Genomic DNA, 13472 nt, shown 5'->3' on the forward strand with positions numbered 1-13472 from the left:
GCTTATCCCAGAGTCAAGGGCAGGTTACTCACGTGTTACTCACCCGTTCGCCACTAATCCCCCCAGCAAGCTGGGGATCATCGTTCGACTTGCATGTGTTAAGCACGCCGCCAGCGTTCATCCTGAGCCAGGATCAAACTCTCCGTTAAKAAMAACAAACAGACACACCACAACACACCGGAAAAAGGCGACGCCATGATGCACTAAATTCGAAACCAGCTAAAAAACCATCCACCACCACAGGGGCGGCAGCAGACGATCCAATAACCAATCAAATAAATAAATTGGTATCAATAAAACTTGGCACACTATTGAGTTCTCAAACAACAACCACACCCGACCAACACACCCGAAACCCAACACACAATTYCGTGGCGATCAGCGCCGGAGCAACTTCTCAAATATACCCGACCCCGCCCGGCAACGCAAACCACAAACCGTGACCCACACCACCAAACCACCGACACAAACCACCCACAACAGGCAACCCACACCGGAGAATCGGCACCCCAACGAACTGGGGCAACTCGAAAAACAATACACACCTTTCACACCCCACGCAAATCCACCAAGGGTCCGGACCAGGCCCGGGGAACAGGGGAGATCGGTGCCACGGCGCGGCCGCCCGTGGCGCGCGGGAGAGCCGTGGGGAACGCAAAAAAATCCCCGGCGAACCGAAGTCCACCGGGGATTTTCAAAACGTGCGCGAGGGGGGATTTGAACCCCCACGCCCTTTCGGACACTGGCACCTGAAGCCAGCGCGTCTGCCGTTCCGCCACTCGCGCGTTTTCACTTTTCCCATGGCCCCGAACCGGGGGCCAGTGGAACAGCGAGATCAAGCATATAGGACACTGCGGGTAAATCCAAAATGGCTCCTCCCCGCCGCGGCGGCACGGTTCCACCCCACTCAAGGACCATTGGAAATTCAAGGATCCCGGTCCGAATCGGGGTCCTGGCGGCATCCCCGGACTGAGGATGAATTCCATGGCGTCGGGGCCCTCCAATAAGGTAATTCCAAGATAGGCCCAGTAGTATCGGGGTGGTGCACCGTTGTCACGGACCGGCGCGATGGCTCGAAAGCGCCAATTTTCAACGGGCCGCCCCCGGTACCGGCGGCCCGCCCTTGTAAGGAATGACGTACCGGCACGATGGAGAACGAGAGGAGAACCATGGGACTGTTCGACAATGTCGAAAAGGGCATCGAGAAGGCCGTCCGTGGCGCCTTCTCCCGCGGCTCCATGGCACTCCAACCGGTGGAAATGGCCAGCGCGCTCCGGCGTGAGCTCGATGACAAGTCCATGACCTTGGACGCGGGCCGCACACTGGCCCCGAATGTTTTCAATATCCAGCTTGGCGACGCCGACTTTGAACGGGCCCGTTCCTGGGGCGTCACCTTGGCCGAAGAGCTGTGCGACGTCGTCATCAACCACGCCCGCGGCCAGGGCTACGTCCTGCAGGGGCCGGTACGGGTGGCCTTCAACCATGAGCCGGGACTGCGCCCCGGGCATTTTGAGGTCGCCTCGGCCACCGAGCGGGAGAACGGCCAGCGCCCCGCCCAGCCGGCCCACGGCAGCGCCGCGGGCCGCCCGCCCGCGATGCCGCCGGCACCGCGTGCGCCGGCTCCCGTCTACAAGCGTCAGACGGCCGCCGCGCCGCCGCCCGTCCCCGGTGGGCAGCCCGTCCTGGACATTGCCGGGCAGCGGTACTCGCTCAACGCCAGTTCCATCATCCTGGGCCGGTCCTCGGAGGCGGACATCCTGGTCGAGGACACCGGCGTCTCCCGCAAGCACCTGGAGATCCGCACCCGGGACGGCGTCAGCACCGCCGTCGACCTTGGCTCCACCAACGGCAGCTATGTGGATGGACACCGCGTCCAGGGCAGCGCGCCCCTCACCGACGGAACCACGATCACCATGGGCCGGACCGAGATCATCTTCCGCATCCTGCCGGCCCGAAACGGTGGCCGCGCATGAATGAACTCAGCCTGACCGTGACGATCTTGCGTTTTGGGTTCCTCATCCTGATTTGGATCATGGTCTTCAGCGTTGTTGCTGCCATGCGCCGCGACCTGGTCATTGGGCGCAAGGCCAAGGTCGGCGCCCCCACGGCGCGCCAGGCCCGCAAGCACCCTGAATTGGCTGAGGCGCCGGCGCCCACGAAGGTCCAGGCGCGGGAACTGGTGGTGACCGAGGGCCCGCTGAGCGGTACCACCCTGGAACTCGCCGACACCCCCATCCTGCTCGGCCGCGCCCAGGATGCCACGCTGGTTTTGGAGGACGATTACGCATCCGGCCGCCACGCCCGCCTGTTCCCGCAGGGCACGCGCTGGTTCATTGAAGACTTGGGATCCACCAACGGAACCTACCTTGGCGGCTCGCAATTGACTCGCGCCCTGCCCGTGGAGCTTGGGGTTCCGGTTCGGATCGGCAAAACGGTCATCGAATTGAGGCCGTGAGCATGGCCGAACACCCGTTGATCCTGCGCTACGCCGCCCGGTCACACGTGGGCCTGGTCCGCGCAAAGAATGATGACTCCGCGTACGCGGGCAAGTACCTGGCCGTGGTGGCCGACGGCATGGGCGGCCACGCCGGCGGCGACGTTGCCAGCGCCTCAACGGTGCTCGATCTGATCCATCTGGACCATGACAACTACCAGGACGACGCCGGCACGCACCTGGCCGACGAAATCCAGACCGCCAATTCACTGCTCTCCGAACTGGTGCACGTGAATCCGAAGCTGGCCGGCATGGGCACCACGGTGACGGCGCTGTTGCTGACCGGGGAGCGCCTGGCGTATGCGCACATTGGCGATTCGCGCGCGTACCGGCTCAAGGACGGCTCCTTCGCGCAGATGAGCACGGACCACACCTTTGTCCAGCGCATGATCGACGAGGGCCGCATGACCGAGGCGGAGGCCGAGGTCCATCCGCACAAGAACGTGCTCATGCGCGTGCTCGGCGACGTTGACGCCTCCCCCGAACTGGACCTGCGGTATTTTGACGCGGCGCCCGGGGAGCGCTGGCTGCTGTGCTCCGACGGGCTGAACTTTGTCCGGAACGAGGTGATCGAGGAGGTCATCCGGCACACCAAGAGCCTGGCCACGGCCGCGGACACCCTGATTGAACTGACATTGGCCGCCGGCTCGCCGGACAATGTCACGGTGGTGGTCTTTGAGGTCGCCGAGTCGGCCGGGGATGACACCCCCACCGCCGCCCTGCAAACCGTTCCCGTGTTGCTGGACGACGCCGGGGACGCGCCCGCCGCCGCCCCCGCCGGTGCCGCCACGCCCGTCGTGCGCGAGGAGCCGACCGCGCTCGAGGAGCTGGCCGGCGCCGTGTTCGTGGTCGGGGAATCCGAGGCGGCCGCGACGGCCCTGGAACTCCGGGACCGGGCCGAAGCCGCCGCACCGGGGGAACCCCGGCCCGGCAGCGGGGACGATATTGGCCTGCACATACGCGCCGCCGTCGTCCGCCATGAGCTGTCCCTGCGCCCGCATGAACTCGTGGGCGCGGCCCTGACGGCCAATGCCGAGGGCAAGATTCCACTGCTGGCCCACCACCCGGCCACGCAGCGCGCCGCCACGGTGCTCACGCACAAGCCGGACGACGCCGCCCAGCGCCCGGTCGAGGGCGCCGACGAGGTCCCCAACGCGCGCCGCCGCACCCTGGTGCTCGCCGTGCTCGGAGCCGTGACGGCCATCGTCATCCTGGCCGGCGCGTGGGCCGCCTACGCCTGGACCCAGACGCAATATTATGTGGGCGTTTCCAACGGCCACGCGGCCATTTTCAACGGCGTGTCACAATCCTTGGGCCCCATTTCTCTCTCCCACCTCCAACGGGAAACCGGTGTTGAGGTTTCCTCGCTGCCGGAATATTCGCAGCAGCTCATCCAGCGAACCCTGCCGGCGGGCACACTCGGCGACGCCGAGCAGATCATCAGCGACCTGCAGCTGGGCACCGGCACCGGAATGCCGCCGTGCAATGCGGTGACGCCGTCGACCACGGCCCCCAAGACCTCCACGGCGGCGGGCACATCCGGGGCGGCGACCGGCGCCACCAGTGCCAAGGCGGCCACCCCGGCGGCCAAGGCAACGCCGAAGGCCACCGGGCTTGCCACGGCGAATGACATCCCCCCGTCCAGCACGCCAACATGTACGGACGGTGCGCAATGAGCCAGTTACTGACCGTGGGCACTCCCCGGCGCAACACGGAGCTGGTGTTGCTGATCCTGGCCCTGGGCGTGGGGATCCTGGCCAACGCCTTGGTGAACCTGAACCTTGGCCGGAGCTTTGACAACGACTTTTACACGCAGTCGGCTGTGTTGGCCGGCTTGTCCTTGGCCGTGCATCTGACGCTTCGCTTCCGGGCCAAATATGCCGATCCGGTCATATTGCCCGTGGTGGTGGCCCTCAACGGCCTGGGCCTGGCGGTCATTCACCGCCTGGACATCACCTCCGGGGACAATGCCGGGCAGCGGCAGTGGCTCTGGACGGGCCTGGCCGTGGCGGCCGCGATCGCCGTGATCTGGCTGCTGAAGGACCACCGCATCCTGCGCCGCTATACCTACATCTCGCTCCTGGTCTCGGTGATCCTCTTGATCCTGCCCCTGGTTCCGGGCATCTCCGCCGGCGACGTCAACGGGGCCACCGTGTGGATCAGGCTGGGCCCGTTTACCTTCCAGCCCGGTGAAATCGCCAAGATCACCCTGGCCATATTCTTTGCCGGGTATCTTTCATCCAACCGCGACCTGATCCTGCTGGCGGGCAAGAAGATCGGACCGCTGCAGCTGCCCCGGACACGGGACCTCGCTCCGATGATCGTGGCGTGGCTGGCCAGCGTGGGCGTCCTGGTCTTCCAGCACGACCTGGGCACGTCCGTGCTGTTCTTCGGTTTGTTCATGGTCATGATCTATGTGGCCACGAGCCGCATCAGCTGGGTCATCATCGGCGTCCTGCTGATGGCCGTCGGCGGCACGGCCGCCTACCATCTCTTCTCGCACGTGCACCGGCGCATCGATGTCTGGCTCAACGCCTTCGATCCCCAGTACATTGGCGCGGCCGGCGGCAGCTTCCAGGTGGTCCAGGGCATGTTCGGGATGGCCAACGGCGGCTTGCTGGGCACCGGGTTCGGGCAGGGCTCCCCGGACAGCGTCCCCCTGGCCAACAGCGACATGATCATTGCCAGCATTGGCGAGGAGCTGGGCCTGGTCGGCCTCTTCGCCGTCGTCATGCTGTACGCCCTTTTCATTGCCCGCAGTTTTCGCGCCGCGCTGGGCACCCGGGATTCGTTCGGCAAGCTGCTGGCCGTCGGCCTGTCGTTTGCGCTGGCGCTGCAGTGCTTTGTGGTGATCGGCGGCGTCACCGGAATGATTCCGCTGACCGGCCTGACCACCCCCTTCCTCGCGGCGGGCGGGTCCTCGCTGCTGGCCAACTGGATCATCGTGGCCCTCCTTTTGCTGATTTCCAATGCGGCCAGGCGTCCCATCGATGTCTCCGCCGAACCGACGGACCACCAGGAGGAGGTGAGCGCCCCATGAACCAGGCCATCCGCAACGCCTGGGTCGTCGCCATCGCCTTGTTTGCCCTGCTCTTTTGCTCGGTGACCTATGTGCAGTTCTTTGCCGTCGACTCGCTGAACAACAACGCCAACAACAACCGCCAGCTGGTGCAGAACTTCTGCAGCAACCGCGGGCCCATCCTGGTGGCCGGGCATCCCATCGCGGAGTCCGTGGCCACCGATTCGGACTGCAAGTTCCAGCGCACCTACAACGATCCCTTCCTCTACGCCGGGATCACCGGGTTCTTTAGCATGTACGCGGGCCAGTACGGCATTGAGTCGGCCATGAAGGACGAGCTCGCCGGCACCTCGAACGACGCCTTGTTCGACCGGATCGCCCAGACGTTCACCGGCGCGCAGCCGCAGGGCCGCTCCGTGGAATTGACCATCGACCCGGCGATCCAAAAGATGGCCTACGACATGATCCCGGACGGCGTGGCCGGCTCCATTGTGGTGATGAACCCGAAGACCGGCGCCATCATCGCCATGGTCTCCAAGCCCTCCTATGACACCAATCAGATGGCCAGCCACAGCGCCGCCGCCGTGACCGCGGCCCAGGAGAAGCTGGTGCACATCCCGGGCATCAACCTCTTCGGCTCGGCGGCCTACAAGCAGCAGTACGCGCCGGGCTCGGTCTTCAAGCTCATTGACACGGCCGCCGCGCTGGAATCCGGAAAGTACACCAAGGACAGCGTGCTCCCCAACCCGGCAAGCCTGCCCTTCCCGGGCATCGACTACACGCTCCCCAACTACCGCTACGGGCAGTGTTACACGCAGGAAAAGGCGAGTTTCGCGTTTGCCCTGGAAAACTCGTGCAACACCCCGTTTGCCAGCATCGCCTTGGACCTTGGCCAGGGGCCGATCACGGCGGCGGCGGAAAAGTTCGGCTTCAATGACAAGTCGCTGAAGTTCCCGGATGCCGTGGCGGGCAGCGTCTTCCCCGGCACGAAGGGCACCCTGGACGCCCCGCAGTTGGCCCGCAGCGCCATTGGCCAGGAAAGCGTGCTGGCCACGCCCCTGGAGATCGCCATGATGACCTCCGCCCTGGCCAACGGCGGCCAGCAAATGAAGCCCAACCTGGTCAAGGCCGTGCGCACGCCGGACTTGAAAACGGTGCAGAGCCTGACCCCGGAGGTGCTGCGGCAATCAACTACCCCGGAGATTGCCCGGCAAATCACGGACTGGATGGTCAGCGTCGTGGACAACGGCATTGCCAGGGCGGCGGCCGTGCCGGGCGTGAAGGTGGCCGGGAAGACCGGAACCGCGGAAGTGGCCAACAACCTAAACAATTCATGGTTTACCGGGTTCGCCCCGGCGGATGACCCCTCCGTGGTGGTCACCATCGTCATGCCAGATGTTGACGTCCTGACCGGGGCGCAATTAACAAGTCCCAACGCAAGCAAACTCTTCAAGGCGGTGTTGAAAAAGTGAGGCCTACTTCAGGAATCACCTTAGGCGGCAGATTCCAACTCACCTCACGCATTGCCATCGGCGGTATGGGCGAGGTATGGAAGGCACAGGATTTGGTCCTGGGTCGCATTGTCGCAATCAAGATACTCAAGGACGAATACACGGGGGATCCCGGCTTCCGGGCCCGGTTCCGGGCGGAGGCCAAGCACACGGCCCTGCTGAACCACGTGGGCATCGCCAACGTCTTTGACTACGGCGAAGAGGACGGCTCGGCGTACCTGGTCATGGAGCTGGTCCCCGGCGAGCCGCTCTCCGCGATGATCGAGCGCGAGCACGTGCTCTCGGCGGACTGGACCTTGTCCATGATTGCCCAGACCGCCCGCGCGCTGGCCGTGGCGCACGCCCAGGGCCTGGTGCACCGCGACGTGAAGCCCGGCAATCTGCTCATCACCCCCGAGGGCCGGGTCAAGATCACCGACTTCGGCATTGCCCGCCTGGCGGACCAGGTGCCCCTGACGCAGACCGGCCAGGTGATGGGCACCGCCCAGTACCTGGCCCCGGAGCAGGCCACCGGCCAGATCGCCACGGGTTCCTCGGACATCTATTCCCTGGGTGTCATCGGTTACGAGTGCATCACCGGCCACCGCCCGTTCTCGGGCGAGTCCCAGATCGCCATTGCCCTCGCCCAGGTCAACGACGCCCCGCCGCCGCTGCCGGACACGCTGCCCACTCCGGTGCGCGCCCTGCTCATGTCCATGCTGGCCAAGGACCCGGCGAACCGTCCGGCCAATGCGCTCAAGCTGGCCGAGGCCGCCGAGGCCATCCGGGTCGGCAACATCAACGGCGCCCATGCAGCCGTCCCGGGCATGCTGTTGTTCGAGGCCACCACCGGGCCCATCACGGCGCCGGTGGACCTGAACGCGACGGCCGCCACGTCGGTGGTGGGCAATGTAGCCGAGCCGAGCACGACGGCGCTGCCCACCGTTGAGGGGGACCGTGCCGAGGCGCCTGCCGCGGCCATGACCCGCGCGGGGGCCCTGAGCGCCGAACGGGCCTGGCACGAGGAGGCTGCCTCCGACGCCGATTTTGAGGACAGCGATGAGGAACCGGCGCAGGAGCCGGCCAAGCGCGGCCGCAGCCCGTGGACGTGGCCGGCGGTGGCGTTGATCGCGCTGCTGCTCTTTGCCATCGTTGCGCTGTTGCTGCAAAATCTGGGCATCTTCGACGCCAAGCCGGCAGCCACGGCGTCCTCGGCGCCGCCGTCGTCCATTGCCGTGACGACCGCGGAGACCACCCCGGTGGAAACGCCGACCACCACGGCGGCCGAAACCCCCACCTCCACGGCCCCGACCGAGGTGACGGTGCACCCGGACCAGTTCCTGGGCAGGCCGTATGCGGAGGTCCAGAGCGAACTCATCGGCATGAAGCTGCAGGTCAAGCGGGCCGACGCATTCAGCAACGACGTCGCGGCCGGGTTGGTCATGGACCTGAGCCCCAGCGGCCCCATGACGGAGGGCACCGAGGTGACCGTCACCGTCTCGAAGGGACCGGAGACGGCGACCGTGCCCTCCTATGCGGGCCAGAAGGCCAACGACTACAACAAGGCCCTGGTGGATGCCGGGTTCCAGCCCGCCCAGGTGGACGAACCGTCCTCGACCGTGGACCGGGGCATCGTCATTCGCACGAACCCGGCGGCGGGGTCTCCCGCGGCCAAGGGTTCGGTGGTGACGTACTACGTTTCCACCGGGCCGGGAGCCACGGAATCGGCCACGCCCAAGGCACCGGCCAAATAGTAAGCCGCCCGCACCATACGACCCACCAATCCACCCACCCACCGAAAGGACCCTGATCCGGTGAATATTCCGCGCGTCCTCAATGGGCGGTACGAGATCGGCGAATTGCTTGGACGCGGCGGCATGGCCGACGTCTACAAGGCCCTGGACACCCGCCTGGACCGGATGGTTGCCATCAAGGTGCTGCGCGGGGACGTGGCCCGCGATACACAGCTGCAGGCCCGGTTCCGGCGGGAGGCGCAAGCCGTGGCGGGCCTGAACCACCCGTCCATCGTGGCCGTCTACGACACCGGGGAGCACCCCTCGGAGGATCCGCTGCAGGACGGCGCCCGGCTGCCGTACATCGTGATGGAATACGTGCACGGGCAGACCCTGCGGGAACTGATCAGGGCCGACGAGATCGGCATCGACCGGGCCATCGAGTACACCCTGGGCGTGCTGTCGGCCCTGGAATACAGTCACCGCGCCGGCATCGTGCACCGGGACATCAAGCCGGCCAACGTCATGGTCACCGCCGATGCCTCCCGGCCCGGGCGCCTGGGCACCGTCAAGGTCATGGATTTTGGCATCGCCCGAACCATGTCCGATACCGCCGCCACCATGACGCAGACGCAAACCGTCATGGGAACCGCCCAGTATCTCTCCCCCGAACAGGCGCGCGGCGAAGCCGTTGACGCCCGCAGCGACCTGTATTCCACCGCCTGCCTATTCTATGAAATGGTGGCCGGCCGGCCGCCGTTCACCGGGGATTCGCCGGTCTCAGTTGCCTACCAGCACGTCCGCGAGGTGCCGCCGCCGGCCAGCAAGTTCAACCGGGACGTGTCCGCGGCGGTGGACAGCGTGCTGTTGCGGGCGCTGCAAAAGGACCGGGCGGACCGCTTCCAGGACGCGGCCGCCTTCCGGCGGGCCCTGCGTGCAGCCCGGACCGGCGTCACCCTGGCCCCCGCCGCGGCCGCGTCCCTGCCCACCGAATTGGTGACCACGGTGGCCGCCCCCGCACCGGCCCCCTTTGTGGGTTCGCCGGCGGCCCCCGCGGTGCCTGAACCCCGCACCACACCGCTTGATGGCGACGGCCCGGCCACGCGGGCCATGGCGAAGGTGCTGGCCGGCGGCGCGCTCATCCGGGACGACGCCGACCTCCCGGAGGTACCCGTCGAACCGGACCGCCGGGTGAAGCGCCGGCGGCGCGCCTGGATCGCCACCTTGTTCGTTTTTCTGGCCCTCATCCTGGCCGGCGGCGGCGTCTTTGGCTACATGTGGCTCAGTGACCGGCCCGCGGCGCCGGTCCCGGTCACGGTCCCGGTCCTGGCCAACGTCAGCGAAGAGGAGGCCCTGGCGCAATTGAGCAGCCTGGGCCTGGACCCCAAGCCGGTCGAGGAATTCAGCACCGACGTCGACGCCGGGAACGTCATCCGCACGGATCCGCACGCCGGAGTGCAGGTCAACCCGCACACCGTCATTGATGTTTTCGTCTCGAAGGGCCCGTCGGAAGTCACCATCCCCAAGGACATCGCGGGGCGGACGGAGTCGGAGGTCCGGGCGGAGCTGGCCGCGCTCAACCTCGCCTTCAAGCCCAATGACTTCGTCACCGATCCCCAAATCCAGGCCAACCTGGTGGTGACAACGGATCCCGCGCCCGGCACGTCCGTGCCGGTCGGCACCGAGGTCACGTTGAAGATCTCCAACGGCCAAGTCGACATGCCCTCGCTTTTCGATCTCACCAAGGACCCGGCCCAAGTCAAAAAGGCCGTGGAAGCGGCGCTGACCAAGGCCTCGCCCACCCTGGCCGTGGTCTTCGAGGAGGCGGAAAACACCGCGGTGGCCCCGGGCATGGTCATGAAACAATCCGTGTCGGCCGGCACCCGGGTGGCGCAGCGGACGACGATCACCGTGACCCTGGCCAAGGCACCGGCGGTGGAGCCGCCGTCGGACGGGCCGACCCCGACGGAGGAGCCGGACAACTCCGGTCCCTCCTCCGCCCCCAAGCCGTAGCCGGCGGGGGCGGCCCGGGCCGCGTGGCCGCGATTCTTGGTGCTTAGGTGTTGATGAGCGGGCTCAGCGTCGCCGCCTTGGCGGCCGCGCCCGTCAGGCCCAGTGATTCAAGCCAGTTGCCGAGCATCTGGTAGCCGCCCTGGGTCAGGACCGACTCCGGGTGGAACTGCACCCCGCACAGGGGCGCGCTCCTGTGCGCCAACCCCATGATGACGCCGTCGGCGGTTTCGGAGGTGATCTCCAGCGTGTCCGGGATGCTGTCCCGGACGGCGGCCAGGGAATGGTAGCGGGTGGCAGTCACGGGGCTGGGCAGCCCGGCAAAAACCCCGTCGCCGTGGTGGTGGACCTCGCTGGTCTTGCCGTGCATGAGTTCCGCCGCATGCGTGACCACCCCGCCGTAGGCCTCCGCCAGGGCCTGGTGGCCCAGGCAGACGCCCAGCATGGGCTTGGCATGCTCGCCGCACCACCTGATCAGCTCGATGCACACGCCGGCCTCGGCCGGGGTGCCCGGGCCGGGGGAGATCAGGACCCCGTCCCGGGCGGCGGCGAGCTCCACCGCCTCGGCCAGGGTGACGTCGTCGTTCCTGACAACCGTTGTCTCGGCACCGAGCTGCTGCAGGTAGCCAACCAGGGTGTAGACAAAGCTGTCGTAGTTATCGATCACTAGAATGCGCAGGGCCATGTCAGGCTCCACCACCAATCGTGGACTCATTGAGCGGGTTGTATTGGGACAGCCAGGGGAAAACAAATTGCCACAGCACCAGCACTACCGCGGCGAGGAAGAGGACCGTGGTGATGATGCGGAACCACAGCGGTCCGGGCAGGCGGCGGAAAATCCAGGCGTACACGTTTTATCCCTTCTCCTTGTTGGCGGCCAGCTGCGCGGCGATGGCCGCCGGGGGTCCCGCGCCGGCGGGCTGCCAGGACTCCATGACGGCGTACGCCACGATGCGCTCCTCGGCGCCAAAGCGCGGGTTGCAGCTGGTCATGGTCAGGTACCGTTCCGTGGGCGCGGCGCCTTTCCGGGTTGGCACCGGCAACAGCACGTCGCCGCGGTCCGGCAGCACTATTTCATTATTCCGGAAAACATAGGTGTAGTAACCGTCCCCGGTTTGGACGTAGATCCGATCACCCGGGACCAGGGTGTGGATGGCGTCCAGCACGGCGCCGTGCGTTTGCCGGTGGCCGGCTACCGAGAAGTTGCCGATCTCCCCCGGCATGGCGGACTGGGCATAACGGCCCAGGCCCAGGGTGTCCAGCTGTGCCGGGGACGTCCCCTCCACCAGGGGGCGGCTGTAGGCGGGGCCGAAGCGCGGAATGTACACCACCCCGAAGACGACGCCGGCGGCCGGTGCGGCCGTGACCTTCGGCGGGCCAAAGTTTGCGGGGGCCTGGGGCACCGGGGGAATCAGCGGACCCTGGAAGTCACGAGTGAACCGTTCCACGGCCTGGGCCTGGGTATTGCCGGCGTCGATATTGCTCCACCACAGTTCCCACGCCACATACAGCAGCAACAGGATGCCCGCGGTGATGAGGAGTTCGCCGGTCAGCTGCACCACCATGCGCGGCAGGCTCCGCCGGGGGAGCCGGGCCGCGGCCCGGCTCCGCCCGCGTGCGGAGCGGGCGCGTGCGGCGCGATTGCCGGAGAGCAGATCGGCGACACCGACGGAGGAATCGAGCCGTTCTGGGGATCGAACCACTCCGGGGCCCTCCTGGGTGCGGCGCTGAAATCCTGCCCTTGAATTCATGCAATCCTGTGCCGCAGCGTTAACAGCTAGAATTACGTCAACAATACCGGCAGATCAGGCCCCCAAAGAATTCAGTCCATGGATTTTTGCCCGCACCGTGCCACGGGGCGCATCTGCCGCGGTCGCGGCACAGGGTGCCGCGGCCACGCCACGAAGTCAAGGAGTTCCTGTGCCAGAGTCAAAGTCCCGTCGCCGTGCCGCCAAGGGGCCGGCCGTCACCCGGTCCACCAAGGCCCAGAAGCCCAATGCCGTATGGTTCCTTCCGGTGATGGTGACGTTGATGCTGGTCGGGCTGTTTTGGATCATCACCTACTACATCTCCGACGGCGGCCTGCCCATCCCCGGGATCACCAACTGGAACATCGGCATCGGCTTCGCCATCGCCCTGGCGGGGTTCATGATGACCACCCGGTGGCGCAGCTAGGCTACCGGCCTCAAACCTCTACATCGCCGGCGTCGCCGTAGTCGCCGGTCGTGTAGCGGCCCTTGGGATCGGTTGCCTCGTGGCCGGGGGCGTCGCCGGCGTCGCCGTAGTCGGCCTCCACAAACCTGCCCGCGGCGCTGTCCGCGTGGGCGTCTTCGGTTCCCGTACGCCCGTAGTCGCCTTCGGTGTATTGGCCCTCCGACTCGCCGCTGAGGTGGCCCGGCTCCGCGCCGGCCTTGCCATAGGCGCCCTGCACGTAGCGCCCGCGATCCACGTCCGGCTCGCTGGTTTCGGTTGGCTCATCTTTCTCATGTTCACCGGACATTGCCTTGCCCTTCTTCGTTGTGCCCGTTCATGCCGCTCTCCGCACTCGGCCACCTGTACTCGGCCACCTGTGCTCGGCCATCTGGGCTCGACCATCTGGATCGGATGCAGCCCGGGGCGGCCGCTCGGTAACTTTTAGTCTAGGCCGCGGCCCCGGGATGCGACAGGGGTTGCCCACACCATCGCCGGGGCCCGGTCCCCGGGTGCGGACGGCTGCCGGGATGCCT

General features: G+C 66.6%; 12 protein-coding genes, 1 tRNA gene and 1 rRNA gene. 8 read left to right on the top strand and 6 right to left on the bottom strand.

Annotation, left to right across the window (positions count from 1 at the left end; genetic code table 11):
* Positions 1-149: ribosomal RNA gene (locus AB4Y80_RS08860) — 16S ribosomal RNA — on the bottom strand; the annotation flags it as partial.
* A gap of 553 nt (positions 150-702) precedes the next feature.
* A tRNA-Leu gene (locus tag AB4Y80_RS08865) sits at positions 703-785 on the bottom strand.
* A gap of 384 nt (positions 786-1169) precedes the next feature.
* On the opposite strand from AB4Y80_RS08865, the gene AB4Y80_RS08870 reads away from it, so the two are divergent.
* The 7 genes from AB4Y80_RS08870 to pknB are packed head-to-tail and all read left to right on the top strand — an operon-like array spanning position 1170 to position 10749.
* Positions 1170-1973 carry an FhaA domain-containing protein gene (locus AB4Y80_RS08870; RefSeq protein ID WP_442213694.1) on the top strand — a complete coding sequence of 268 codons (804 nt, stop codon included), beginning with the start codon at positions 1170-1172 and terminating at the stop codon, positions 1971-1973.
* Positions 1970-2455 (top strand): FHA domain-containing protein FhaB/FipA, encoded by a 486-nt coding sequence (locus AB4Y80_RS08875; protein ID WP_442213695.1) that lies wholly within the window; start codon positions 1970-1972, stop codon positions 2453-2455. Before AB4Y80_RS08870 ends, AB4Y80_RS08875 begins: the two co-directional genes overlap by 4 nt.
* Positions 2456-2457: 2 nt before the next feature.
* On the top strand, positions 2458-4170 hold the full coding sequence (locus tag AB4Y80_RS08880) for a PP2C family protein-serine/threonine phosphatase (RefSeq protein WP_442213758.1): 1713 nt from the start codon (positions 2458-2460) through the stop codon (positions 4168-4170).
* Positions 4167-5534 carry an FtsW/RodA/SpoVE family cell cycle protein gene (locus AB4Y80_RS08885; protein WP_442213696.1) on the top strand — a complete coding sequence of 456 codons (1368 nt, stop codon included), beginning with the start codon at positions 4167-4169 and terminating at the stop codon, positions 5532-5534. Before AB4Y80_RS08880 ends, AB4Y80_RS08885 begins: the two co-directional genes overlap by 4 nt.
* Positions 5531-6985: a peptidoglycan D,D-transpeptidase FtsI family protein gene (locus tag AB4Y80_RS08890; protein WP_442213697.1), complete on the top strand. Its 1455-nt coding sequence runs from the start codon at positions 5531-5533 to the stop codon at positions 6983-6985. The genes AB4Y80_RS08885 and AB4Y80_RS08890 overlap by 4 nt, the downstream gene beginning before the upstream one ends.
* Positions 6982-8757 carry a protein kinase domain-containing protein gene (locus AB4Y80_RS08895; protein ID WP_442213698.1) on the top strand — a complete coding sequence of 592 codons (1776 nt, stop codon included), beginning with the start codon at positions 6982-6984 and terminating at the stop codon, positions 8755-8757. Before AB4Y80_RS08890 ends, AB4Y80_RS08895 begins: the two co-directional genes overlap by 4 nt.
* Before the next feature lie 60 nt (positions 8758-8817).
* On the top strand, positions 8818-10749 hold the full coding sequence (gene pknB / locus AB4Y80_RS08900; RefSeq protein WP_442213699.1) for a Stk1 family PASTA domain-containing Ser/Thr kinase: 1932 nt from the start codon (positions 8818-8820) through the stop codon (positions 10747-10749).
* Between the two features lie 43 nt (positions 10750-10792).
* On the opposite strand, the gene AB4Y80_RS08905 is transcribed toward pknB, so the two are convergent.
* Genes AB4Y80_RS08905 through AB4Y80_RS08915 form a run of 3 tightly spaced genes read right to left on the bottom strand, consistent with a single transcriptional unit; the run spans position 10793 to position 12311 of the window.
* Entirely contained in the window at positions 10793-11431 is a 639-nt protein-coding gene (locus AB4Y80_RS08905; RefSeq protein ID WP_442213700.1) for an aminodeoxychorismate/anthranilate synthase component II, read from the bottom strand.
* A gap of 1 nt (position 11432) precedes the next feature.
* Complete coding sequence (locus tag AB4Y80_RS08910; RefSeq protein WP_442213701.1) at positions 11433-11597, bottom strand: hypothetical protein; 165 nt, start codon at positions 11595-11597, stop codon at positions 11433-11435.
* A gap of 3 nt (positions 11598-11600) precedes the next feature.
* On the bottom strand, positions 11601-12311 hold the full coding sequence (locus tag AB4Y80_RS08915) for a class E sortase (RefSeq protein WP_442213759.1): 711 nt from the start codon (positions 12309-12311) through the stop codon (positions 11601-11603).
* 355 nt (positions 12312-12666) lie between these two features.
* Between AB4Y80_RS08915 and AB4Y80_RS08920 the strand changes: the two genes are divergently transcribed.
* Positions 12667-12921 (top strand): cell division protein CrgA, encoded by a 255-nt coding sequence (locus AB4Y80_RS08920; RefSeq protein WP_442213703.1) that lies wholly within the window; start codon positions 12667-12669, stop codon positions 12919-12921.
* A 10-nt stretch (positions 12922-12931) separates the two neighbouring features.
* On the opposite strand, the gene AB4Y80_RS08925 is transcribed toward AB4Y80_RS08920, so the two are convergent.
* Complete coding sequence (locus AB4Y80_RS08925; RefSeq protein ID WP_442213704.1) at positions 12932-13246, bottom strand: hypothetical protein; 315 nt, start codon at positions 13244-13246, stop codon at positions 12932-12934.
* Between the last annotated feature and the right edge of the window lie 226 nt (positions 13247-13472).

The organism is Specibacter sp. RAF43 (genome assembly GCF_052114065.1).
Classification (GTDB): domain Bacteria; phylum Actinomycetota; class Actinomycetes; order Actinomycetales; family Micrococcaceae; genus Specibacter.

Bases quoted from the DNA above. Each gene is read 5' to 3' on its own strand.
- AB4Y80_RS08870 (WP_442213694.1), top strand. From the start codon at position 1,170: ATGGGACTGTTCGACAATGTCGAAAAGGGCATCGAGAAGGCCGTCCGT.
- AB4Y80_RS08875 (WP_442213695.1), top strand. From the start codon at position 1,970: ATGAATGAACTCAGCCTGACCGTGACGATCTTGCGTTTTGGGTTCCTC.
- AB4Y80_RS08880 (WP_442213758.1), top strand. From the start codon at position 2,458: ATGGCCGAACACCCGTTGATCCTGCGCTACGCCGCCCGGTCACACGTG.
- AB4Y80_RS08885 (WP_442213696.1), top strand. From the start codon at position 4,167: ATGAGCCAGTTACTGACCGTGGGCACTCCCCGGCGCAACACGGAGCTG.
- AB4Y80_RS08890 (WP_442213697.1), top strand. From the start codon at position 5,531: ATGAACCAGGCCATCCGCAACGCCTGGGTCGTCGCCATCGCCTTGTTT.
- AB4Y80_RS08905 (WP_442213700.1), bottom strand. From the start codon at position 11,431: ATGGCCCTGCGCATTCTAGTGATCGATAACTACGACAGCTTTGTCTAC.
- AB4Y80_RS08915 (WP_442213759.1), bottom strand. From the start codon at position 12,311: ATGGTGGTGCAGCTGACCGGCGAACTCCTCATCACCGCGGGCATCCTG.
- AB4Y80_RS08925 (WP_442213704.1), bottom strand. From the start codon at position 13,246: ATGTCCGGTGAACATGAGAAAGATGAGCCAACCGAAACCAGCGAGCCG.